The sequence below is a fragment of the Steroidobacteraceae bacterium genome (assembly GCA_041395505.1).
GTDB lineage: Bacteria > Pseudomonadota > Gammaproteobacteria > Steroidobacterales > Steroidobacteraceae > JAWLAG01.
On record JAWLAG010000001.1, the window covers coordinates 1,225,463 to 1,248,531 of the forward strand.

Sequence of the window (23,069 nt, forward strand, 5' to 3'; positions counted from 1 at the left end):
GGCGGTGTCATTTGCAGCCAGCCGATCAACCCGCCGGCCTGATGGTGGTCGCGGGCGCCGAGCTCGCCCGCTATGGCTTCGGCGACGGGCATCCCTTCGGCACCGACCGCCATGATGTATTCATGGCGGAATTCAATGCCCGCGGCCATGCGCGGCGCAGCATGCTCGAACCGCCGCGCATGGCCAGCGACGAAGAACTGGCAAGCTTTCACGATTCCGCGTACCTGCAACGCGTGCGGGAGCAGTCGCGCTCCGGGAGTGGCTATCTTGACGGTGGCGACACGCCGGCAATTCGCGGCATCTACGAAATCGCGGCCACCGCAGTCGGGGCGACGCTGACCGCGCTCGAGGGCCTGATGTCCGGCAAATGCCGGCGCGCATTCGTGCCGATTGCAGGTCTCCATCATGCAGCGCGCGGCCATGCCTCCGGATTCTGCGTATTCAACGACTGTGGCGTCGCGATCGAGCAGTTGCGCAGGCGCTATGGCGTGCGTCGTGTCGCGTATGTCGACATCGACGCCCATCATGGCGACGGCGTGTACTACGCGTTCGAAAACGATCCTGAATTGATATTCGCTGACCTGCACGAAGATGGGCGCTATTTGTTTCCCGGAACCGGCCATGCCGAGGAGTGCGGCCAGGGCGCGGCTGCGGGCACCAAACTCAACCTGCCGCTGCCCCCGGGGGCAGACGATGCACAATTCGCGCTCCTGTGGCCGCGGGTGCTGGATCATCTGCGCAAATTCTCCCCGGAATTCATCATCCTGCAGTGCGGTGCCGACAGCCTGTCGGGCGATCCGATCACCCATCTGGCCCTTTCCGCCGCCTCTCATGCCCGCGCAGCACGCGATCTCGCGGTGCTTGCCGACGAATTTGCCCGTGGCCGGTTATTGGCGACCGGCGGCGGAGGCTACAGCCGGCGCAACATAGCTGTGGCATGGAATGAGGTCGTAGGGGCACTCCTCGATAGCTAAAAGCCGTCCTTTCGGTAGAATTGCGCCATGTTTCCCCGTGACATGACCATTTCGGGATTCGATCCCGATCTCGCCGCTGCTATTGCCGCGGAACAGCAACGCCAGGAAGATCACATCGAGTTGATCGCGTCGGAAAACTACGTAAGTCCCCGGGTGCTCGAGGCGCAGGGCTCGGTGCTCACCAACAAGTACGCGGAAGGCTATCCCGGCAAGCGTTACTACGGTGGCTGCGAGTTCGTCGATGTAGCCGAACGGCTCGCCATCGAGCGCGCCTGCCGCCTGTTCGGAGCCGATTACGCCAATGTGCAGCCGCATTCGGGTTCGCAGGCGAACGCAGCCGCCTATCTGGCGCTCGTGGCTCCGGGAGACACGATACTCGGCATGAGCCTGGATCATGGCGGCCATCTTACGCACGGCGCGAAAGTGAACTTCTCCGGCAAACTGTTTCACGCCGTTCAATACGGTATCCGGCCCGACGATGGCCTCATTGATTACGACGAAGTTGCGCGACTCGCGCGGGAGTCGCGGCCGAAGCTGATCGTTGCCGGCTTCTCGGCATATTCACGCACCATCGACTGGTCGCGGTTCCGGGCGATTGCCGACGAGGTCGGCGCCTACCTGATGGTCGACATGGCGCACGTCGCGGGTCTGGTCGCGGCCGGGCTATACCCGAATCCGGTGCCCCATGCCGATGTCGTCACCACCACGACCCACAAGACGCTGCGGGGCCCGCGTGGCGGATTGATACTCGCGCGCGCCAACGAAACGCTGACCAGGAAATTCAACTCGTTGATTTTTCCGGGAACCCAGGGCGGTCCACTGATGCACGTCATCGCCGCCAAGGCGGTCGCGCTGCTCGAGGCACTGCAACCCGACTTCAAGCGCTACCAGCAGCGTGTGCTCGCCAATGCGCGGGCGATGGCGCAGCGTTTGCAGGAGCGCGGCTTCGAAATCATATCCGGTGGCACCGACAACCACCTGTTCCTGCTGAGCCTGGTCGGACGTGAGATCACCGGCAAGGAGGCGGATGCCGCGCTCGGCCTGGCGCACATCACAGTCAACAAGAATGCCGTACCCAATGATCCGCGACCGCCTGCCATATCGAGCGGCCTGCGGATTGGTTCGCCGGCGGCCACGACCCGGGGCTTCGACACGGCCGAATGCGTGCAAGTCGCAGACTGGATGGCAGCCGTGCTCGATTCAGGCGGCGCGACGTCCGCGGTGGAGCGCGTGCGTGCAGAAGTCACGGCGCTGTGTCGCAAGTTCCCGGTATATACCGACTGATGTCGCAGCTGCCTGTCGTCAATGCACTGCCCCTTTTGCAGTCACGAGGAAACCAAGGTCATTGACTCGCGGCTGGCGGCGGACGGCAGCCAGGTTCGACGTCGTCGCGAATGCCTTTCCTGCGGCGAGCGCTACACGACCTTTGAGGCGGCCGTGCTCGTCATGCCTGTCATCGTCAAGAGCGATAAGAGCCGAGAGCCATTCGACGAGCGCAAGTTGCGCGATGGCCTGCACCGCGCGTTGCAGAAACGCCCGGTTGGCGAGGAAGCGTTCGAAGAGTCCGTCAATCGCATCGGTCGTAAGCTCCGCGTCCTCGGCGAGCGGGAGGTCGAGTCGCGCCTGGTGGGGGAGATGGTCATGGATGAACTTCGTCAACTCGACGAAGTAGCCTACGTGCGTTTTGCCTCGGTCTACCGGCGCTTCCAGGACGCCGATGCATTTCGCGACGAAGTCGAGCGACTGAAGAAACGAGTCGCGCCGGCGAGCGATGAGCGGCAGCTGCCACTGCTGCCCAATGGCAAGCGACCGGGCCGGCGCAAGCCATGAGTTCCTTCTCCGACTTCGATCGGCAGTGCATGCAGCGCGCACTTGAGCTCGCGGCGCGCGGCATCGGCACGACGGATCCCAATCCGCGTGTTGGTTGCGTGATCGCGCGCGATGGCGCCGTCATCGCCGAAGGCTGGCATGAAGCCGCGGGGCAGCCGCACGCCGAAGCGATCGCGCTGGCGGCGGCAGGTACCCGTGCTGCGGGAGCCACGCTCTACGTGACGCTCGAGCCTTGCGCACACCATGGCCGAACACCGCCTTGCACGGAGGCGATCATCGGCTCGCGGGTGGGGCGTGTCATCTACGCCATCGCAGATCCGAACCCGAAAGTGGTCGGTGGTGGCGCGCAGCTTTTGATGCGCGCCGGTATCGAGGTAGCGTGTGGACTGTTGGCGGAGGCGGCAAGCGAGCTCAACGTCGGATTCCTCCGCCGCATGCGCGCGGGCCGGCCCTGGGTGCGTCTGAAGATTGGCGCGAGTCTCGATGGGCGCACTGCGCTCGCCAATGGCGCGAGTCACTGGATCACCAGCGAGGAGGCGCGCGCCGACGTTCAGTTGTGGCGTGCGCGCAGCGGTGCCGTGATGACCGGCGTGGGCACCGTGCTGGCAGATGATCCGCGTCTCAACGTACGCAGTCCGGGCAAGGTGGGCCGACAACCGCTGCGCGTGATCCTCGACAGCCACTTGTCGACGCCGCCGAGTGCCGCTGTGTTTTCGCAAGCCGGCGCCGTGCACATCTTCACCGTGACCAGTGATTCGGCCCTCAGCCGACCGTTACAGGACCGCGGGGCAACGGTCGAAGTGGTGATTCCCGCGGCAGATGGGCGGGTGAACCTTGCCGCCGTCCTGTCACGCCTGGCGGAACTCGAAACCAACGAGTTGTTGGTCGAAGCGGGCAGCCGTCTCGCCGGCACGCTGGTCGGTGCCGGGCTCGTGGACGAGCTGTTGCTGTATATTGCGCCAACCCTGCTCGGTTCAGACGCGCGGCCGTTGGCGACAATGCCGCCGCTCGCTGCGCTGGGCGAGGCGCCGCACTACGCACTGATCGACCACGTCCAGGTCGGTCCCGACCTGCGGCTGCGATTACGCCAGGCGGAGCATGGTTGATGTTCACCGGTATTATCAGATCGATCGGCGAGGTGACGAAGCTCGAGCAACGTGGCGCCGATGCCACGCTCGATTTTTCGGTTGGTACCCTTGACCTGTCGGCGGCTCAGTTGGGCGACAGCATCAGCGTCAATGGCGTATGTCTTACTGTCACTCGACTGGGCGCAGCGCATTTTGCCGCCGATGTGTCGGCCGAGACGCTTGCCTGCACGACGGCAGCCCGATGGCGCGCGGGACGACGCGTAAACCTCGAGCCGGCGCTGCGTGCCGGCGAGGCACTGGGTGGCCATCTGGTCAGCGGTCATGTCGATGGCACCGGCCGGCTGGCGTCTATCGAGGCCGATGGCCGGTCGTTGCGCCTCGAAATCGCGGTACCGGATACATTGCGGCGCTACGTTTGCCAGAAAGGCTCCATTTGCATCGACGGCGTCAGTCTCACGGTCAATTCGCTGTCCGGCGAATGCGTTTCGCTGTGTATCATCCCGCACACGCTGTCGATGACGACATTGGGTGACCTTGAAGTTGGCGATGAGGTCAACATCGAGGTCGATCAGATCGCCCGGTATGTCGAGCGTCTACTTGGTGCCAACGAAAGTGATGCGTGATGAGTGAATTCGATTCCATCCCGGATATTCTCGAGGACATCCGCAAAGGTCGCATGGTCGTCATCGTCGATGACGAGCAGCGCGAGAACGAGGGCGATCTCGTCATGGCGGCGAGCCTCGTGCGTCCCGAAGATATCAATTTCATGGCGCGCTACGGGCGCGGCCTCATTTGCCTGACATTGACGCGGGAACGTTGCCGCCGACTGCGGTTGCCGCTCATGGTGCAGGAAACCGATCGCGATCGGCGCACCAATTTCACGATTTCAATCGAAGCGGCGGAAGGCGTTACCACGGGCATTTCCGCATACGATCGCGCCCATACGGTGCGTGTGGCCGTTGCGGCCGAAGCGCGTCCAGAGGACCTGCGCCAGCCGGGTCACGTTTTTCCGATCATGGCGCAACCAGGCGGTGTACTCACCCGCGCGGGTCACACCGAAGCGGGCTGCGACCTGACGCGTCTCGCGGGCCTGGAACCTGCTGCCGTCATCGTCGAAATCATGAACGAAGACGGCACCATGGCGCGACGCAATGATCTCGTGGCTTTTGCCAGGGAACACAAGCTGCGGATCGGTACGATAGCGGACCTGATCCGCTATCGCCTTCGCAACGAGCGCTCGGTGGAGCGAGTCGCCGACCGGCCGATAGAAACCGAAAACGGAGCGTTCCACCTGTATGTGTACCAGGATCATGTTCACCGCGAGGTGCACCTCGCCCTGGTACATGGTCGTATCACCGACAAGACGACGCCGCTTGTTCGCGTGCATCTCATCGATACCTTGCGCGACGTGGTCGGAGTCAAAGTCCATGACCGCGCCTGGACCCTGCGCGCAGCCCTTGAACGCATTGCCGAGGAGGACGCCGGGGTCATCGTCCTGTTGCGCGGCCTCGAGTCGCCGCGCGATCTCATTGCCTCGTTGCAGGGACTTGCGAGCGACAGCGGCGAGGTCAACGTGACCGAGCATGCTGTAGCGCTCGATGACAACCCGGTGCTGCGTACCTATGGCATTGGTGCCCAGATACTCAAGGATCTCGGCGTGCGCCGCATGCGCGTGCTGTCCGCGCCCAAGCAAATGCTGGGTATAGCCGCCTTCGACCTGGAAATCGTGGGTTACAACGACGAAACCTGACGATCACCGCGACCTGCAGGGCGCCCGTCGGTAAACGCTATAATTGCTGGAGCCCGGCTGCATGACCTCACGTGGCCGCAAAGCGGCCTCGCGAATGCCCCGGAAGGAGCGAGAAGTGAAGTTGGTCATTCAAAATGAGCGACGAGCGACGCCCTGGGGCAACCGCTTGGTTGCGGGCGGCTCACGTGGGATTAATTGAGATACGTTCCAGGTGAACAAGACCTACCACAACCTGCCCGGCCTCGATGCCAGCGGGGCGAAAGTGCACGTTGTCGCTGCGCGCTTCAACGACGAGATCGTCGAACGTTTGCTGCAGGGCGCAACCCAGACTTGGCAACGACTTGGAGGCCGCGCGGACGGCTTGCTGGTCAGCCGTGTTCCCGGTGCATTCGAACTACCGGTCGCCGCCAGCGCCATCGCAAGGCGCTATGCGCCGGACGCCATCGTGGCACTCGGCTGCGTCATCCGAGGCGACACTGCGCACTTCGAATATGTTGCCGGTCAATGTGCGGCAGGTCTCATGCGGGTTAGCCTCGATAGTGGGGTGCCCGTCATCTTTGGTGTGTTGACTGTCGATACCTTCGAGCAGGCCGCCGCGCGTGCGCAGCCGGGTGAGGGCAACAAAGGCGGCGAAGCGATGGCCGCGGCCATCGAGATGATGCAGGTCCTGAGAAAGACCTGAATGACATCTCAATTGCAACTGCAACGTGCACAACGAGGTGCGCTCAGCGTGGCGCGCAAGCTTGCCATGCAGGCACTATATCAATGGCAGTTGAATGTCGTGCCCTGGCAGGACCTGATCAGCGAATTCAGCGCGGCGGAGGAAATGCGCAAGGCCGATGCAGAGTACTTCGGCGAACTGGTCCGCAACGCGGTGCAGATGAACGCAGAGCTCGATCAGAAGCTGGCGGATTATCTTGATCGCAAGCCGGCGCTCCTTGATCCGATTGAGCACGCAGTGCTGTTGATCGCGATGTATGAGCTCTGCGAGCGGCCCGATGTGCCGTTTCGAGTCGTCGTCGATCAGGCGGTGTCGCTTGCGCGTCGCTTTGGCGCAGTCGACGGACATCGTTATGTCAATGCGGTTCTCGATCGCGCGGCGCGCCAACTGCGACCGAATGAGCATTGATGCCTCATCGTGAGCAACTCTGAATTTGCCCTGATCGACAGGTATTTTCGCTCACTTGGGGCGATAAGGGCGGACGTCATCGTCGGTGTCGGCGATGACGGCGCGGTGTTGCGCCCGCCCGATGGCCACGACGTCGTCGCGGTACTCGACACCATAGTCGCCGGTCGGCACTTTCCAAGACAAACAGCGGCTGCATCGATCGCCCATCGCGCTCTCGCGGTCAACCTGAGCGATCTGGCGGCCATGGCCGCGCAACCTGCCTGGATGCTGTTGTCGCTCACTATGGAGCGCGCCGACACTTCGTGGCTCGATGATTTCGCCGCTGCACTCGATGCGCTGGCATTGCGTTTTGGCGTGGCTTTGGTCGGCGGTGACACGGTCCGTGGACCACTGGCCATCACGGTGCAGGCGAGCGGCTTCGTGCCCACCGGCCGGCAACTGACCCGTAGCGGCGCACGGCCGGGCGATCTCCTGTATGTCAGTGGCACGCTGGGTGATGCGGCCGCGGGACTCGCCATCGCCGAAAGCGCTGCTGCGAGCCTGGTGACGGGCGATTATCTGCGCCGGCGTTTCGATTTTCCGGAACCGCGGGTCGAGCTTGGATTGCAATTGCGTGATTTTGCCAGTGCCTGTATCGATGTGTCGGATGGACTGTTCGCAGACCTGTCACGCATGGCGGCATCGAGTGGTTGTGGCGCCGAGCTGGAACTGATGGACCTGCCCTTGTCGGGTGCATTGCTCGATGCACATGGGCGCGAGTCCGCCCAGCGTCTGGCAATGACCGGGGGTGATGACTACGAATTATGCTTTGCAGTTCCGCCGCAGCTGTCGCGGGCCTTCGAGCGCCTGGCAAAGCCCTGTCAGGTAACACGCATAGGCCAATTCGTCACGGGCGAAGGCGTTGTTGTCAGGTCCGCCGGTGCTGTGATCGAGTTCTCGCATTCGGGCTTTGATCATTTCACCAGCTGACATGCCACGCAATCCGTGGCCGCCGCGTTTTACATACGAAAAACCGCAAACCGGGGCGGGGCTTTTTCCGCGAGCTGCTTCACACCGTCGTTGCAGTCCCACCCGTATTCTTTCGGGGAGAACCTTAGCGTTCGATCCGGCCGTGGGCCGGTGCAAGACTGGCCGGCACCCAATGATCGCGGAACCGAAAAAGCAATCCACTGCCAACAGCGGCTCCGGCGAACGCCTGGAGCGTATCGGCAAGTACGACATCATCAACGAGGTCGGGCGCGGCAGCACCGGAATCGTTTACCTGTCGCACGACCCGTATTACGGCCGCGACGTTGCTATCAAGGTGTACAACCTCGACGCCAGCGGTAATGCCGATCGCGCTCGCATTGCGCGCAAGATGTTCCTCTCCGAGGCGCATATGGTGGGCAAGCTCCAGCACCCGCACATCATGCCCATCTACGATGCTGGCGAGGAGAATGGCAAGTGTTATGTGGTCACCGAGCATGTGCACGGTGCGCGTACGCTGGCGGCCTATTGCCGGCCGGATAATCTGCTGCGCATCGACGATGTCGTCGAGATCATCTACAAGTGTGCGCGCGCGCTTCACTACGCTCATTCGCGCGGCGTCATTCACCGTGACGTCAAGCCGTCGAACATCATGCTCACGCAGGATTCCGAAGTGCGCATCATCGACTTCGGTATCGCGCTGGTGGCCGACTCGGACATATCACGCATCGAAGGAATTGCCGGCAGCCCGTCGTACATGTCGCCGGAGCAAGTGCAGAGCCTCGAGCTGACGAATCGCTCGGATCTTTATTCGCTTGGCGCCGTGATGTACGAATTGCTCACGGGCACACGACCATTTCGCGCGGCGAATCTTGCGAAACTCCTGCATCAGATTGTCTATGCGACACCGGCGCCGCTGCACAAGGCGCGCGCGGATGTGCCCGAGGAACTCGAGCAGGTCGTGGTCCGTGCCATGCACAAGAGCCCGGACGACCGTTATCCGACGGGCCTTGATTTCGCGGCAGACCTCACCCGCGTTCACCAGAAGTTGCGCGAAGCCTATGCCCAGATCGACAGGCAGGAGCATTTCGCGCTGCTGCGCAAGCTCCGCTTCTTTCACGAATTCTCCCACGCGGAGATCTGGGAGTTGCTGCGCGCCAGCCAGTGGCAGGACTACGCCGATGGCGATGAAATAGTCAAGGAGGGCGAAATGGACGATCGCTTCTACGTGCTGGTGGCCGGACAGTGCAGCGTCGAGCGGGAAGGCCGGCGCGTAGGGCACGCCGAGACCGGCGACTGCTTTGGCGAAACCAGCTATGTTCCGGGCGCGAAACGAACCGCCACCATTCGTGCCGACGGTCCTGTCACGGTGCTGAAGGTCAGCTCGACCTTGCTCGAACAGGTTTCGACGTCCTGCCAGCTGCGCTTCAACCGGGTGTTCCTGCGCACCTTGATCGCGCGCCTGCAGAATGCAGGCACGCCGGCAAGCTAGGACCTATCTCATGACCTCCACGTGCGCGGCCCGAGCCGGGCTAGTCGCCGCGCTTGTCGCGCTCGATCAATGCATATGCCGAATGGTTGTGGATCGACTCGAAATTCTCTGATTCGACGACATAGGCAACGACGCGCGGCTCGTTGTTCAGCTGCACTGCCACGTCTCGCACGATATCCTCGACGAACTTCGGGTTGTCATAGGCCCGCTCGGTAACGTATTTCTCGTCCGGGCGCTTGAGGATGCCAAACAGCTCGCAAGATGCCTCGCGTTCGGCGAGTTCGATGATCTCCTCGATCCACATGTGTTCGCGCAGCTCCACCGCAATGGTGATGTGCGAGCGTTGATTGTGGGCGCCATATTCGGAAATGCGCTTGGAGCATGGACACAGGCTCGTCGCGGGCACCACGACGCGCACCCGCGTACTCGTAACGCCCGAATGAATCTCGCCGGTAAGCGTCGCGCGGTAGTCCATCAAGCTCTCGACCTCGGAAATGGGCGCCTTTTTCATCATGAAGAACGGAAACGACATTTCGATGTGGCCCGAGTCCGCTTCAAGGCGCTCGGTCATTTCGCGCAGCATGTCCGGGAAGGAGTCGACGGAGATTTCGCGTTCGTGATGCAGTATTTCGACGAACCTCGACATGTGCGTGCCTTTGAAGTTGTGCGGCAGATTCACGTACATGTTGAAGTTGGCGACCGTATGCTGCTCGCCGGCGGAACGGTCCTTGACTCGTACCGGATGATTGATGTCCTTGATGCCGACCTTGTTGATGGGGATGCGGCGCGTGTCGGCGCGGTTCTGTACGTCCTCTACGGGCTCGACACGGGGTGCAGATTTGACAATGCTGTCCACGGTATTTCCTCGGGTAGATTTTCCGCGCCTCGACACTTGCCCCCCGCAGTCAGGAGTCGCGCGCATTCACTTTAGGGCCTGCCGGCCCCGGCGGCAACCCGGTCGGGTTCAGGAGCCGGTTGCCGACCGCGCGCGGGCAGGATTCTGTCGTGTCCACCAGCGGCCGATCCGGTTGCGCAGACTCGCAAGGTCGAGGCCTGCCTCGATCAGGCAGCTCTGTCGTGAGCCATGTTCGATAAAACGGTCCGGAACGCCCAGCATCAACAACGGTACTTGGATATCGCGGGCGGCCAGAAATTCCGCAATTGCGGACCCGGCACCGCCTGCGATCACGTTCTCCTCGAGGCATACCAGCGCCCGGTGCTCGCCGAGCAATCCCTGAATCAGCTCCTCATCGAGCGGTTTGACGAAGCGCATGTTGCAGACCGTCGCGTCCAGCTCGTCGCCGACCCTGAGGGCGCTGTCGAGCAACGTGCCAAAGCACAGGATTGCGAGACCGCTTGCGCCGCGCCTGCGCAGCTCCCCGCGGCCAACAGGCAGCGCACGGAACTCGCGCTCGATCGCGATACCCGTACCGCTGCCCCGCGGATAGCGCACGGCGGCCGGCGACCCGAGTTGCAATGCCGTCGTCAACATCTGCCAGCATTCGTTCTCGTCGGCAGGCGCCATCACCGTCATGTTCGGCAGGCAACGCAGGTAGCTCAGGTCGAAGCTGCCCTGGTGTGTCGCGCCATCGCCTCCGACGAGGCCGGCGCGATCGATCGCGAATACGACCGGGAGATTTTGCAGCGCGACGTCGTGAATCAGTTGATCGTAGCCGCGCTGCAGGAAGGTGCTGTAAATGGCCACGACGGGTTTCATGCCTTCGCAGGCGAGGCCGGCGGCGAAAGTCACCGCATGCTGCTCCGCAATGCCGACATCGAAGTAGCGTTGCGGGAACTGCCGTGAGTATTCCACCAGGCCGGATCCCTCGCGCATTGCCGGCGTGATGGCGATGACTTGTGGATCGGCGGCCGCGGCAGCGCACAGCCACTCGCCGAAGACCTGCGAATAGCTCGGCGTGCCCGGCCGCTCTTTGCGCAAGGTGCCGGACGCAGGGTCGAAAGGTCCCGGCCCATGCCAGGTGATGGGGTCGGCCTCGGCCGGGGCATAACCTTTGCCCTTGCGCGTAACAACATGCAGGAACTGCGGGCCACGGAGCTTGCGCAGATTGCGCAAGGTCGACAGAAGCGTCTTCAGGTCGTGACCGTCGACTGGACCTATGTAATTGAAGCCCAGTTCTTCGAACAACGTTCCGGGCAGCACCATGCCCTTGACGTGCTCCTCCGAGCGACGCGCGAGTTCCCACACCGTCGGCATCTGGCGCAGCACTTTCTTGCTGCCCTCGCGCAATGCCACGTAGGTGCGGCCCGTCAGCAGTCGCGCCAGGTACTGCGACATGGCACCGACGTTCTCGGAGATGGACATGTCATTGTCATTCAGGATGACCAGCAGGTTGGCCGGCAGCGAGCCAGCGTGATTCATCGCTTCGAAGGCCATGCCGGCTGTCATCGCGCCATCGCCAATGACAGCGATGACGCGGCGCTGTTGATCCTTGAGCGCGAACGCGACGGCCATGCCGAGTGCCGCGCTGATCGACGTGCTGGAATGGCCGACGCCGAAAGCATCGTAGGGGCTTTCCTCGCGGCTCGGGAACGGCGCCAGACCGCCCGGTTGCTTGATGCTCTCGAGTTCGCTACGCCGCCCGGTCAGGACTTTGTGCGGATAGGCCTGGTGGCCGACGTCCCAGATGAGACGGTCGTCCGGGGTATTGAAGACGTGGTGCAACGCAATCGTCAGTTCCACCGTGCCGAGGCCCGCCGCGAAATGCCCGCCGCGCGTGCTGACGGTATCGATCAGATAGCGCCGCAACTCGCTTGCGAGCGTACGCAGCTTGGCGAGCGGCAGTCGCCGCAGGTCCTGCGGCGAGTCGATACGCTCGAGCAGCGGATACGGCTTGCTGTCCTTGGAGTTCACGGGCTTGTATTGATATTGCGAGCCAGGGTCTAGTGTCGGCGCTGCACCAGCCAGTGCGCAAGCTCTGCAAGCACTTCGCAGTCGGGTCCGAGCGTGCGGGCAGTCGTGCTGGCCCTGTCCGCAAGCGCGCGGGCACGCTCACGGGCAGCCGCCATGCCAAGAACGCTCGGAAAGGTTGGTTTGGCGAGCGCCTGGTCGGCGCCCGTGCGTTTGCCGAGTGTTGCCGTGTCACCCTCGACATCGAGGATGTCATCCTGGATCTGGAACGCGAGGCCGACGTCGGCACCATAGCTCGACAGCCGTGCGAGCAGCTGCGGCTCGTTCACGTCGGCCGCCGCTGCGCCCAGCATGACGCTGGCTTCGATGAGCGCACCGGTCTTGCGACGGTGCATCGCCTCGAGCTGCGCGGCATCGAGGGGCCGGCCGACGGCTGCCAGGTCGATCGCCTGGCCGCCCGCCATGCCGCCGATACCGGTGGCTCCGGCCAACAGCTGCAGCATGCGTACCCGTGAGCACGCCTGTGCGGCTTCCGTTACGCCGCTTGCCAATGCGCCGAAAGCCAGTGCTTGTAGTGCATCGCCAGCGAGTATTGCGGTTGCTTCGTCGAAGGCGCGGTGGCAGGTTGGTTGGCCACGACGAAGATCATCATTGTCCATGGCGGGCAGGTCGTCATGGACCAGGGAGTAGGCATGGATCAATTCAACCGCCGCTGCGGGTTGGTCGAGGGCGGCGAGCGGCGCCTTGAAACACTGGCCGGTCAGATACACCAGGCAGGGGCGCAAGCGCTTGCCCTGGCCCAAGGTGGCGTAACGCATGGCTTCACCAAGGCGGGTGCAGCCGTCGTCTTCGGCGCTCAGCATGGCAGCGAGCACAGCCTCATTGCGCCGGCGCAGCTCGCCCAGAATTTGGGCTAGCGCGGGCGTAGCGTTTGCATGGCCACTCGCGCCGTCATTCGCCATCCGCTGCGTCGCTGTCATCATCGAAGGGCTCGAGTTCGCTCTTGTTCTGTGCCGCGACCAGGATTTCCACTTTGCTCTGGGCGGCTTTCAGCGCGCTCTGGCACTGCCGGGTCAGGGCAACACCGTTCTCGAAATTCTTCAAGGCCTCTTCCAGGGGCAGGTCGCCTTGCTCCAGTTTTTCTACGAGCGCTTCGAGCGCGGCGATGGATTGCTCAAAATCAGGGGCGCGCGAAGTTTTGCGTGTCAAAATGGCATCCCGGACAGTACTGCGGTAGCGGCACGTTACACAGCGGTGATCGTCATGGTCAATCACATGGCCAGGGCGACCACCGAGGTTCACCACACGGACGCGGCCGTGGCGCTTCCGGTACATTTTGGCTATAATTAGACTTAGTCTAAAATCATTTCCAGGAGTGACTCACGTGAATCTGAAGGGCAGCAAGACCGAGAAAAACCTGAAAGACGCCTTCGCAGGCGAATCTCAGGCAAATCGCCGTTATCTGTATTTCGCAGCCAAGGCGGATGTCGAGGGTTTCAACGACGTATCGGCTGTGTTTCGTTCCACAGCTGAAGGCGAAACGGGCCACGCCCACGGCCACCTCGAGTATCTCGAGGCGGTCGGCGATCCAGCCACCGGCCTGCCAATTGGCGACACCAAGCTCAATCTGAAAGCATCGATCGCCGGCGAAACGCACGAGTACACGGACATGTACCCGGGCATGGCAAAGACCGCGCGCGACGAAGGATTCAGCGAGATCGCCGACTGGTTCGAGACGCTTGCCAAGGCCGAACGCTCGCACGCCAATCGCTTCCAGAAGGCATTGGACGCAATCTGACCTGTCGCGCCGGGTGCAAATCGCCCGGCAGCGCAAGCGCCAGCCATCCGCCTGAGTGCGGATGGCATGGCGCTGCGTCCGTTAACCACTGCGCAATGCGAAACCAATGAACAAATCGACTCGTGAAGGCAGTCTCGACGCGCCTACGCGTCATCCACTCGATTGGCGGAACCCGCAGTTCTACGACACCGAGAACCTCACCGCCGAGCTCGAGCGCGTTTTCGATATCTGCCATGGCTGTCGCAGATGTTTTTCCCTGTGCAACGCATTTCCGACCTTGTTCGACGCCATCGATGAAAGCAGCACCGGCGAGCTCGACGGCGTCGATCGCAAGGTCTACTGGCAGGTGGTCGATCACTGCTATCTCTGTGATATGTGCTACATGACCAAGTGCCCTTATGTGCCGCCGCATGAGTGGAATGTAGATTTTCCGCACTTGATGCTGCGCGCCAAGGCGGCGCGAACGGCGGCCAAACGGCCGACGCTGCGCGATCGCGTGCTGTCGTCGACGGTTGCCGTTGGGCGGTTGGCGGGAATTCCGGTCGTGGCCGAGGTCGTCAACGCCGTCAATCGTTCCGCACCGGGGCGGGCGTTACTGCAAAAGACACTTGGCGTCGCGCGCGATGCGCCTATACCCACCTATCACTCGCGCAGTGGTACTCGCCGAGCCCGCAAAGTGCCGGCGGCGCTGGTGCCGCCTACGGCGGGCAGCACGACGCGCGGCCGGGTGGCACTTTTCGCCACGTGCTATGGCGAGCGCAACGAACCGCAGCTGGTCGAAGATCTTGCGGCGATACTCTCCCACAATGGCATCGAGGTCCGTGTGCTCGATTTGCCAGCGTGTTGCGGCATGCCGAAGCTCGAGTTGGGCGATCTGCAGACCGTCGCTTCTTACAAGGAGCGCAACGTGCCGCTCCTCAAGGCCGCCATCGACGATGGTTTCGATGTGATGGCGCCGATTCCCTCCTGCGTTTTGATGTTCAAGCAGGAATTGCCTCTGATGTTTCCGGAGGATGCAGACCTCGCACTGATTCGCTCGCGCATCTTCGATCCATTCGAGTATTTGATGCTGCGGCACAAGGACGGGCTGTTGAGAGTCGATTTCGCGAACCAGCTCGGCAAGGTCAGCTACCACGTGCCCTGCCATTTGCGCGTGCAGAACATCGGCCTCAAAACCCGCGATGCGCTCGCTTTGGTGCCCGGGACGACCATCGAGGTGATCGAGCGTTGTTCGGGTCACAATGGTACCTACGCTGTCAAGGAGGAATACCGCGCCGCGTCAGTGAAAATCGGCCGGCCAGTCATGCAGCGCGTTGCTGCGGCTGCAGCGGACCACTACAGCAGCGATTGCCCGATGGCGGGCCATCAGATTGAAAGCGGGCTCGAGTCCGGTGCCAAGCCTGAACACCCCTTGAGCCTTTTGCGCCACGCCTATGGCATCTGACGAGGCACGAGTGCAGGGGAGCGGGCGGCTTACCCGCGCCGATCTGCTGCCGCTCGAACGTTATGCGGCCGAGCGACCGGCATTCCGCGAGCGCATCATCCGCCACAAGGCCGACAGGCAGCTCAGCCTCGGTGCGAACATGACCTGGTGTTTCGAGGACCGGCTGACCGTGCAGTACCAGATCCAGGAGATGTTGCGGGTCGAGCGCATTTTCGAGCCCGCGGGCATCGCCGATGAGCTGGCAGCCTACAACCCGCTGATACCTGATGGCAGCAACTGGAAAGTGACCCTGCTGATCGAGTTCCCGGATCCGGCTGTGCGCGCCGAGCGGCTACGGCAGCTGATCGGCGTGGAGGATCGCTGCTGGGTGCGTGTGGGCGATTGCGCGAAGGTCTATGCGATCGCTGATGAAGACCTCGAACGCGAGAACGAGGACAAGACGTCATCGGTTCACTTTCTGCGTTTCGAGCTCGATCAACCTATGGTCGACGCGGCGAAATCCGGTGCAGCGCTCGCGGCCGGCTGCGATCATCCGCGATACCACGAGACCATGGCGCCGCTTCCCGAGCCATTGCGACTGTCGTTGCTCGCCGACTTGCACTGAGCCGAACGCTTGCCACTTGAGGCCGGTGCCCAAGCCGGTCACAATCCGCCCGGCGCTGCACTGACAGGCGGCGTATGAGACAGGTTCTAATGGCGCAGGGCTATTCTGCATCCGACATCGAGGTATTGAGCGGGCTCGAACCGGTGCGCCGGCGGCCCGGCATGTACACCGATACGACCCGCCCGAACCATCTGGCGCATGAAGTCATCGACAACAGCGTCGATGAGGCCATTGCCGGTCACTGCAAGCAACTCGATGTCGTTCTGTACAAGGACGGATCGCTCGAGGTCGCCGACGATGGGCGCGGCATGCCCGTCGACAAGCATCCCAAGGAGAAACTGACCGGGGTCGAGCTCATCCTCACGCGCCTGCATGCCGGCGGCAAGTTCTCTGACAAGAATTACAAGTTCTCGGGCGGCCTGCATGGCGTCGGTGTTTCGGTGGTCAACGCATTGTCCAGTCATCTCGAATGCTGGGTCAAACGCGATGGCAAGGAGTACAACATCGCTTTCCGCGATGGCAAGCTCGCCTCCAGGCTTGAAGCAATTGGCAGCGTCGGACAACGCAACACCGGCACGCGGATTCGCTTCTGGCCCGACGTCAAGTTCTTCGATCACGACAAGTTTGCCGTTCCCCAGCTCAAGCATGTCCTGAAAGCCAAGGCCGTACTGTGCCCCGGGCTTCGCGTGCGCTTTCAGAACGAAGCCACCAAGGAACAGGACGAGTGGTTCTATACGGGCGATCTGGGCGCCTATTTGAGCGAAGAGATCGGCAAGGTCGACACCCTGCCGGACGCACCAGTCTGCGATCGCCGCGAAGATGACCTGCACGTCGTCGAGTACGCGCTGCTGTGGTCCCCGGGGACGGCCCAGGCGATTGCCGAGAGCTACGTCAACCTGATTCCAACGCCGGCCGGCGGCACGCATGTGAACGGGCTTCGCACGGGTACGGCGCAGGCCGTGCGTGAATTCGCCGAGTTTCGAAATCTTCTGCCGCGCGGCGTCAAATTGACGCCGGAGGACGTCTGGCAGAACGTCAACTACGTGCTGTCGACCAAGATTCACGACCCGCAGTTCGCCGGTCAGATGAAAGAACGGCTCGCATCGCGCGATGCAGCGGCGCTCGTCGAGCAGCATGTCAAGGACTCGCTGGCGCTGTGGCTCAACCAGCACCCCGACGCGGGTGAACGCATTGCGGAGTTTGCGATCGCCAATGCCCAGGAACGCCTGAAGGCGGCGCAACGTGTCACCCGCAAGCGCATCGCAAGCGGGCCAGCGTTGCCTGGCAAGCTCGCAGATTGCGCGAGCGATGACCCGGCGCGCTCGGAATTGTTCCTCGTCGAAGGCGATTCCGCCGGCGGTTCGGCCAAGCAGGCGCGCGACAAGGATTTCCAGGCGATCATGCCGCTGCGCGGCAAGATTCTGAACACCTGGGAACTCGAGCCGGGACAGATCGGCTCATCGCAGGAGGTGCACGATATCAGCGTTGCGCTGGGTGTCGACCCGGGCAGCAACGACATCACCAATCTGCGCTATGGTCGTATCTGCATACTCGCCGACGCCGACTCGGACGGACAGCATATCGCCACCTTGCTGTGTGCACTTTTCCTGCGCCACTTCCGGCCGCTGGTGAGCAACGGCCACGTCTACGTGGCCATGCCGCCGCTGTATCGTATCGATGCGGGCAAGCAGGTCCTGTATGCGCTCGACGATTCCGAGCGCGATGCAACACTTGCGCGGCTCGAGACAGACAAGGTCAAGGCCAGGATAGTGGTCACCAGGTTCAAGGGTCTCGGCGAGATGAATCCGTCGCAACTGCGCGAGACAACCATGGATCCGAGCACGCGCCGCCTGGTGCAGCTGACGATCGAGGCGCGGGATGAGACCGACAAATTGATGGACATGTTGCTCGCCAAGAAGCGCGCAGGGGACCGCAAGCAGTGGCTCGAAACAAAGGGAAATCTGGCCGAGGTGTAGGTATCGAAGGCGGCGCGACGCAGGAGCTCAATTTCGAGGGCATCGAGCGTCTGGCACTTGCCAGCTTCACCGAGAAGGCTTACCTCGACTACTCGATGTACGTGATCCTCGATCGCGCACTACCGGCGATCGGCGATGGCCTCAAGCCCGTGCAACGCCGCATCGTCTATGCGATGAGCGAGCTCGGTCTGTCCGCGGTATCCAAACACAAGAAGTCCGCACGCACGGTGGGTGATGTCATAGGCAAATTCCACCCGCACGGCGACAGCGCCTGCTACGAAGCCATGGTGTTGATGGCGCAACCGTTTGCCTATCGCTATCCGTTGATCGACGGACAGGGCAACTGGGGCTCGCAGGATGATCCCAAGTCGTTTGCAGCGATGCGTTACACGGAGGCCAAGCTCACACGATACGCCGACGTCCTGTTGCGCGAACTCGGTGAGGGGACGGTCGACTGGACGGCGAATTTCGACGGCACGCTCGAAGAGCCGGTCATGCTGCCAGCGCGCCTGCCCAATCTGCTGCTGAATGGCACTTCGGGCATCGCAGTCGGCATGGCGACCGATATTCCGCCACACAACCTGCGCGAAGTCGCTGCCGCTTGCATGCATCTTCTCGACGAGCCCGAGGCGACGACGCGCGCGTTGATGAAGCATATCAAGGGCCCCGACCTGCCGACCGGGGCGGAGATCATTTCACCTCGCGCCGATCTGACGGAGATCTACAACAGCGGCAACGGAAGTTTCCGCGCGCGTGCAACCTACATTCTCGAAGATGACAACATCGTCATCACGGCTCTTCCGTATCAGGTCTCGGGTGCCCGCGTCCAGGAGCAGATCGCCGAACAGATGCGTGCCAAGAAGCTGCCTTTGGTCGAGGACCTGCGCGACGAGTCGGATCATCGCAACCCGACCCGCCTGGTGATCGTCCCGCGCGGCAAGCGCACCGATGTCGAACAATTGATGGCACATCTGTTCGCCACGACCGATCTGGAGCGCAACTACCGCGTCAATCTCAACATAATTGGTCTCGACGGGCGACCGCGGGTCATGCCGCTTCGCGAACTGCTGACGGAGTGGTTGCAGTTTCGTACTGCAACGGTGACCAGGCGGCTGCAGTGGCGGCTGGACAAGGTGTCGCGCCGCTTGCACATACTCGATGGCCTCCTGGTCGTCTACCTCAACCTCGATGAGGTCATCCGCATCATCCGGCGCGAGGATGAGCCCAAACCGGTGCTGATGAAACGCTTCAAGTTGAGCGATGCGCAGGCAGAGGCCATCCTCGAGACCAAACTCCGTCACCTCGCGAAGCTCGAGGAAATGAAGATTCGCGACGAGCAGAAGGCGTTGCGTGAGGAGCAGGCGGAGCTCGAGTCCTTTCTGAAAAGCAAGGCCAAACTGAAGAAACTGGTGGCATCGGAACTGGCGGCTGATGCGGAGAAATTCGGTGACGAGCGGCGGAGCCGCCTCGTCGAGCGCGAGGCCGCGCAGGCGATTGACGCGAGCGAACTGGTCGCAAGCGAACCCGTCACGGTCGTGCTCTCCGAAGGCGGCTGGGTGCGTACGGCGAAGGGCCATGATATCGACCCCGCCACCCTCAGCTACCGCGGTGGCGATTCATTCCAGGCGAGTGCGCGCGGCAAGAGCACTCAGCTCGCCGTGTTCATTGATTCCACGGGCCGCGCCTATAGCGTGCCCGCGCATACCCTGCCATCTGCACGTGGTCTCGGGGAGCCGCTGTCGGGGCGTTTCAATCCGCCTGATGGCGCGCGGTTTCGCGGCACATTGATAGGTGAGCCAGAAGATCTGTGGCTCATTGCAAGCGATGCCGGTTACGGCTTTACCGTGAGGCTCAAGGAACTGCACTCACGAAATCGTGCGGGCAAGGCCGTATTGAAAGTGCCAGCGGGCGCGCTCGTCTTGCCGCCCTGTCCCGTTGCGTCCGAGGCAACACAGCTCGCGCTCGCGACCAGTACGGGCAGGTTGCTGGTATTGCCCATCGCCGATGTGCCAGAGCTCGCGCGCGGCAAGGGCAACAAGTTGTTCGGCATCGCAACCAAGAAGGCCGCTTCGCGCGAAGAGGTGCTGGTGGCGATGCTCGCCTTTGCGCCCCAGGCAACGCTTGCCTTGCATGTCGGCGGACGGCGCATGTCCCTCGGGCCTTCGGACCTCGTGCCATATCGGGGCCAGCGCGCTCAGCGCGGTGCGATGTTGCCGCGCAACTGGCGCAACAACATCACGCACATCGAAGTGGCAGGCGGCTAGCGCCGCCAGCTCAGCGCTCGGCGTGCATTACTACTTCTTCGGGCGCGTGCACGAAGAATCCCTGGATGAACTGCACCCCGAGCTGCCACAGCGTAGCCATCGTGTTGGCATCTTCGACGCGCTCGGCGATGGTCTCGACATCGTTCGCTTTCGCCGCCCCAACCAGAGTGCGCACGAGCTGTTGTTGATCGACGTCCCGGCGCAGGTTCTGGATGATGGCGCCATCTATCTTGACGAAATCGAGCGGCATCGAAGAGAGCAGATCCTCCGAGTGACGGCCGCTGCCGAATCGCTCGAGTGCCAGTTGAAACCCGCGTTGCTTCAGAAGCTTCATCAGCATGTGAACGCTCTGCCCATGGCTTTCCGCAATCTGCTCGGTGATCTGGAAGCAGATGCGCTGCGGGTCGGAACGGCTCGTCTTGAGCTGCGCGTCCAACCACTCGGGCAGTGCCGCATCCAGGGTGGAGTCCCTGGACAGCCGCACGAAAAGGCATCGCGGCTTGCGCTGCATTGCAAATGACATCGATGCTCCGATAACCCAGCGGTCGATGTTTTTCATCAAGTTGTTGCGCTCGGCCGCCGCGATGAAATCCGACGGCAGCACTTCCTTGCCCTGGTGATCGAGCATGCGCACCAGCACGTCGAGCATGTGTGACTCTTCGCCTCGCAGGTTCGCGATCGGCTGCTGCACGAGGCGGAAGCGGTTTTCCATCAAGGCCGACTTGATGTGCTTGACCCAGATCTTGTCGTAGGCCTGTACGCGCGAATCCGTGTCGGCGCGATCGTAGAGATAGAACTGGTTGCCGCCACTGCGGCGCGCGCGGCGCGCAGCTTCGATGGCGTCCATGATCGCGGCTTCGGCATCCGGCTCGGCATGCGGCACGACGCCGAGCCCGATGGTGCAGGTTACGCGCACGGTCTTGCTGCCATGGGTGAATACCTGCGCGGAGATTGCCGCTACGAACTGTGTTGCCCAGGTCTCGACATCGTGCTGGTTGCCGCGCTCGATAAGCGCGAGGAATGCGGCACCCGAGAAACGGCCGGCGATATCCTTCTTGTTGAGATGATCACGGAGCACGCCGGCGCTTCGAGCAAGAACCTCGTCGCTACCCCGCAGTCCCAGGTCGCGTTCGATGGTGGCGAACTTGTCCATGCGAATCAATGCGCAATAGCGGACACCGGCCGTGGCAACATTGCCCGCACGTTCGGTTACGGCTTCCAGGACTGCTCGCCGGCCGAGCAGGCCGGTCAGGGGATCGCGCTTGACAGTGTCGGCCAATTCGTCCGCGATCCGGGATACGTCCCGCCGCTGCGCCGGCACGAGCAATCGTACGCAGGGGTCGCCATCGAATTCGCCAGGTGAGAGCACGATCTCGAGCGGCAGGGTGGTCTCATCGGCAAGCGCAGCGCTCACCTGGAGGCTGTGATCGCTCCATTGTCCCTGCAAAGCGGCGTGCAACGCGCCTTTGAGCGCCGCGTGCGACGTCAAGTCGAAGAAATCCATCAGCGGCTGGCCAACCATGGCGGCATCTTCATCGAGACCCCACAGTTCGAGCCATGATTCGTTGACACCAACGACGATGCCCTCCTGAACCTGCGCGATGGCATCGTTCGAGCGTTCGAGCACCGTCTGCAACTGACGGCGATATTCGTGCGCGGACTTGAGGGTGTTGTCGAACGCGCGCTCGAGTCGAAAGGAGCGCAGCTCGCGCATCAGGACCGCTTCGAGCCGTTCGAGATTGCCGGTGGTGACTACGTCGCGGGCGCCGCGCTGCATCGCGCGCGCGATGGTCTCCTCGTCGGCCCTGGAATCGAGCGCAACCATAGGCAATTGCGGCGCTCCCATGTCGCGCACGCGCGCCGCCTCGGCCAATTCCTCAGGGTTCTTGGTCCATGCGACAAGCAGCTCCGGATTGATCTGCGTCAACGCATCGAGCAGATCGTTGAGCGAGGGTATCCAGGTGCAGTGGGCGGGTTGCCCGGCGCGGCGTAACACACTGTTGATGGTCTCGACCGGTTCGCGCGATGGCGCCAGTACAATGACCGGGACGGGTGACGACTCCGACAATTGTCCTCCCTGTAGGCAGTTGCTGTCCTGCAAGCGAAGGCATTCTAGCACCGACCGCCTCGCGCGCCGGAGGCGGCTGGCTCACAGTCTGTCGATGCAGGTTTTGCACCATTCGCATTCGGGCCCTGCGGCGCCAGCATTTTGACGCATGCGGTGACTCGCTCGCGCTCCTTGCGGGCGGTGGTATCATACGCGGCCTTTTTCCCCGGGCGCGGCCCGGAGCACCCGGTATTGAGAGTATTGCGATGGCCAATTACAGCACGAACGAGTTTCGCTCAGGATTGAAGATTTTGCTCGACGGCGATCCCTATGCGATCGTCGAGAATGAATTCGTCAAGCCCGGCAAGGGCCAGGCGTTCAATCGCGTCAAGATCCGTAACCTCAAGACCGGTCGCGTCATCGAACGTACATTTCGTTCCGGTGAATCGGTAGAGGCAGCCGATGTCATGGATGTCGACATGCAATACCTCTACAAGGACGGCGACTTCTGGCACTTCATGGTGCCGGATAACTTCGAGCAGTACACGGCTGGCGAGGCCGCCGTTGGAGATGCCGCCCAGTGGCTCAAGGACGGCACGGTATGCGTCGTGACGCTGTGGAACAACGTGCCACTCGCCATCGCTGCGCCGCCGCACATCGAACTCACCATCGTGCAGACCGATCCTGGCGTGCGCGGCGATACCGCAACCGGCGGTCAAAAACCCGCGACCCTGGAAACCGGTGCGGTCGTACGCGTTCCGCTGTTCATCAACGAAGGTGAGGTCATTCGCGTCGATACGCGCACTGGCGAGTACATTTCGCGCGCCAGATAACGGCG

The 23,069-nt window shown here is 62.5% G+C and carries 21 protein-coding genes; 16 read left to right on the forward strand and 5 right to left on the reverse strand.

Annotated elements, in window-relative coordinates; genetic code table 11:
* Window positions 1-11: 11 nt before the first annotated feature.
* The 10 genes from R3E77_05605 (at window position 12) to R3E77_05650 (ending at window position 9,229) form a co-directional block, all read left to right on the forward strand.
* Entirely contained in the window at window positions 12-974 is a 963-nt protein-coding gene (locus R3E77_05605; GenBank protein MEZ5498893.1) for an acetoin utilization protein AcuC, read from the forward strand.
* Between the two features lie 27 nt (window positions 975-1,001).
* Window positions 1,002-2,258 carry a serine hydroxymethyltransferase gene (gene glyA / locus R3E77_05610; GenBank protein MEZ5498894.1) on the forward strand — a complete coding sequence of 419 codons (1,257 nt, stop codon included), beginning with the start codon at window positions 1,002-1,004 and terminating at the stop codon, window positions 2,256-2,258.
* Between the two features lie 21 nt (window positions 2,259-2,279).
* Window positions 2,280-2,804: a transcriptional regulator NrdR gene (nrdR, locus tag R3E77_05615; protein MEZ5498895.1), complete on the forward strand. Its 525-nt coding sequence runs from the start codon at window positions 2,280-2,282 to the stop codon at window positions 2,802-2,804.
* Window positions 2,801-3,910, forward strand: coding sequence for a bifunctional diaminohydroxyphosphoribosylaminopyrimidine deaminase/5-amino-6-(5-phosphoribosylamino)uracil reductase RibD (gene ribD, locus R3E77_05620; protein MEZ5498896.1), 1,110 nt, complete (start codon window positions 2,801-2,803; stop codon window positions 3,908-3,910). The genes nrdR and ribD overlap by 4 nt, the downstream gene beginning before the upstream one ends.
* A complete protein-coding gene (locus tag R3E77_05625; GenBank protein MEZ5498897.1) occupies window positions 3,910-4,515 on the forward strand; it encodes a riboflavin synthase in 606 nt (201 codons plus the stop codon). Before ribD ends, R3E77_05625 begins: the two co-directional genes overlap by 1 nt.
* The gene (gene ribBA, locus R3E77_05630) at window positions 4,515-5,642 is read left to right on the forward strand and encodes a bifunctional 3,4-dihydroxy-2-butanone-4-phosphate synthase/GTP cyclohydrolase II (GenBank protein ID MEZ5498898.1); all 1,128 of its coding nucleotides are present in this window, start codon (window positions 4,515-4,517) and stop codon (window positions 5,640-5,642) included. The genes R3E77_05625 and ribBA overlap by 1 nt, the downstream gene beginning before the upstream one ends.
* A 232-nt stretch (window positions 5,643-5,874) precedes the next feature.
* The gene (gene ribH, locus R3E77_05635; protein ID MEZ5498899.1) at window positions 5,875-6,324 is read left to right on the forward strand and encodes a 6,7-dimethyl-8-ribityllumazine synthase; all 450 of its coding nucleotides are present in this window, start codon (window positions 5,875-5,877) and stop codon (window positions 6,322-6,324) included.
* Window positions 6,325-6,771 (forward strand): transcription antitermination factor NusB, encoded by a 447-nt coding sequence (nusB, locus tag R3E77_05640; protein ID MEZ5498900.1) that lies wholly within the window; start codon window positions 6,325-6,327, stop codon window positions 6,769-6,771.
* Window positions 6,772-6,780: 9 nt separating this feature from the next.
* Window positions 6,781-7,740, forward strand: coding sequence for a thiamine-phosphate kinase (gene thiL / locus R3E77_05645; GenBank protein ID MEZ5498901.1), 960 nt, complete (start codon window positions 6,781-6,783; stop codon window positions 7,738-7,740).
* 172 nt (window positions 7,741-7,912) lie between these two features.
* Complete coding sequence (locus tag R3E77_05650) at window positions 7,913-9,229, forward strand: serine/threonine-protein kinase (protein MEZ5498902.1); 1,317 nt, start codon at window positions 7,913-7,915, stop codon at window positions 9,227-9,229.
* Window positions 9,230-9,269: 40 nt separating this feature from the next.
* On the opposite strand, the gene folE2 is transcribed toward R3E77_05650, so the two are convergent.
* From folE2 to R3E77_05670, 4 genes are all read right to left on the reverse strand, one after another.
* Window positions 9,270-10,085, reverse strand: coding sequence for a GTP cyclohydrolase FolE2 (gene folE2 / locus R3E77_05655; protein MEZ5498903.1), 816 nt, complete (start codon window positions 10,083-10,085; stop codon window positions 9,270-9,272).
* A gap of 108 nt (window positions 10,086-10,193) precedes the next feature.
* Entirely contained in the window at window positions 10,194-12,101 is a 1,908-nt protein-coding gene (dxs, locus tag R3E77_05660; protein MEZ5498904.1) for a 1-deoxy-D-xylulose-5-phosphate synthase, read from the reverse strand.
* A 29-nt stretch (window positions 12,102-12,130) separates the two neighbouring features.
* Window positions 12,131-13,081, reverse strand: a complete 951-nt coding sequence (locus R3E77_05665) for a polyprenyl synthetase family protein (GenBank protein MEZ5498905.1) — start codon at window positions 13,079-13,081, stop codon at window positions 12,131-12,133.
* The gene (locus tag R3E77_05670; protein ID MEZ5498906.1) at window positions 13,050-13,307 is read right to left on the reverse strand and encodes an exodeoxyribonuclease VII small subunit; all 258 of its coding nucleotides are present in this window, start codon (window positions 13,305-13,307) and stop codon (window positions 13,050-13,052) included. The genes R3E77_05665 and R3E77_05670 overlap by 32 nt, the downstream gene beginning before the upstream one ends.
* 175 nt (window positions 13,308-13,482) lie before the next feature.
* Between R3E77_05670 and R3E77_05675 the strand changes: the two genes are divergently transcribed.
* From R3E77_05675 to parC, 5 genes are all read left to right on the forward strand, one after another.
* Window positions 13,483-13,896: a rubrerythrin family protein gene (locus R3E77_05675; GenBank protein MEZ5498907.1), complete on the forward strand. Its 414-nt coding sequence runs from the start codon at window positions 13,483-13,485 to the stop codon at window positions 13,894-13,896.
* Window positions 13,897-14,002: 106 nt separating this feature from the next.
* On the forward strand, window positions 14,003-15,340 hold the full coding sequence (locus R3E77_05680) for a heterodisulfide reductase-related iron-sulfur binding cluster (GenBank protein ID MEZ5498908.1): 1,338 nt from the start codon (window positions 14,003-14,005) through the stop codon (window positions 15,338-15,340).
* The gene (locus R3E77_05685; protein ID MEZ5498909.1) at window positions 15,330-15,944 is read left to right on the forward strand and encodes a DUF3501 family protein; all 615 of its coding nucleotides are present in this window, start codon (window positions 15,330-15,332) and stop codon (window positions 15,942-15,944) included. The genes R3E77_05680 and R3E77_05685 overlap by 11 nt, the downstream gene beginning before the upstream one ends.
* 74 nt (window positions 15,945-16,018) lie before the next feature.
* Window positions 16,019-17,920: a DNA topoisomerase IV subunit B gene (gene parE / locus R3E77_05690; GenBank protein MEZ5498910.1), complete on the forward strand. Its 1,902-nt coding sequence runs from the start codon at window positions 16,019-16,021 to the stop codon at window positions 17,918-17,920.
* On the forward strand, window positions 17,884-20,184 hold the full coding sequence (parC, locus tag R3E77_05695) for a DNA topoisomerase IV subunit A (GenBank protein MEZ5498911.1): 2,301 nt from the start codon (window positions 17,884-17,886) through the stop codon (window positions 20,182-20,184). The genes parE and parC overlap by 37 nt, the downstream gene beginning before the upstream one ends.
* Window positions 20,185-20,194: 10 nt before the next feature.
* Here parC and R3E77_05700 read toward each other — a convergent pair whose 3' ends face one another.
* Entirely contained in the window at window positions 20,195-22,252 is a 2,058-nt protein-coding gene (locus R3E77_05700; protein MEZ5498912.1) for an EAL domain-containing protein, read from the reverse strand.
* Between the two features lie 245 nt (window positions 22,253-22,497).
* Between R3E77_05700 and efp the strand changes: the two genes are divergently transcribed.
* Window positions 22,498-23,064 (forward strand): elongation factor P, encoded by a 567-nt coding sequence (gene efp, locus R3E77_05705; protein ID MEZ5498913.1) that lies wholly within the window; start codon window positions 22,498-22,500, stop codon window positions 23,062-23,064.
* Window positions 23,065-23,069: the final 5 nt, after the last annotated feature.

Bases quoted from the DNA above. Each gene is read 5' to 3' on its own strand.
- glyA (MEZ5498894.1), top strand. From the start codon at position 1,002: ATGTTTCCCCGTGACATGACCATTTCGGGATTCGATCCCGATCTCGCC.
- nrdR (MEZ5498895.1), top strand. From the start codon at position 2,280: ATGCACTGCCCCTTTTGCAGTCACGAGGAAACCAAGGTCATTGACTCG.
- ribD (MEZ5498896.1), top strand. From the start codon at position 2,801: ATGAGTTCCTTCTCCGACTTCGATCGGCAGTGCATGCAGCGCGCACTT.
- R3E77_05625 (MEZ5498897.1), top strand. From the start codon at position 3,910: ATGTTCACCGGTATTATCAGATCGATCGGCGAGGTGACGAAGCTCGAG.
- ribBA (MEZ5498898.1), top strand. From the start codon at position 4,515: ATGAGTGAATTCGATTCCATCCCGGATATTCTCGAGGACATCCGCAAA.
- nusB (MEZ5498900.1), top strand. From the start codon at position 6,325: ATGACATCTCAATTGCAACTGCAACGTGCACAACGAGGTGCGCTCAGC.
- R3E77_05650 (MEZ5498902.1), top strand. From the start codon at position 7,913: ATGATCGCGGAACCGAAAAAGCAATCCACTGCCAACAGCGGCTCCGGC.
- R3E77_05665 (MEZ5498905.1), bottom strand. From the start codon at position 13,081: ATGATGACAGCGACGCAGCGGATGGCGAATGACGGCGCGAGTGGCCAT.
- R3E77_05680 (MEZ5498908.1), top strand. From the start codon at position 14,003: ATGAACAAATCGACTCGTGAAGGCAGTCTCGACGCGCCTACGCGTCAT.
- R3E77_05685 (MEZ5498909.1), top strand. From the start codon at position 15,330: ATGGCATCTGACGAGGCACGAGTGCAGGGGAGCGGGCGGCTTACCCGC.
- parE (MEZ5498910.1), top strand. From the start codon at position 16,019: ATGAGACAGGTTCTAATGGCGCAGGGCTATTCTGCATCCGACATCGAG.
- efp (MEZ5498913.1), top strand. From the start codon at position 22,498: ATGGCCAATTACAGCACGAACGAGTTTCGCTCAGGATTGAAGATTTTG.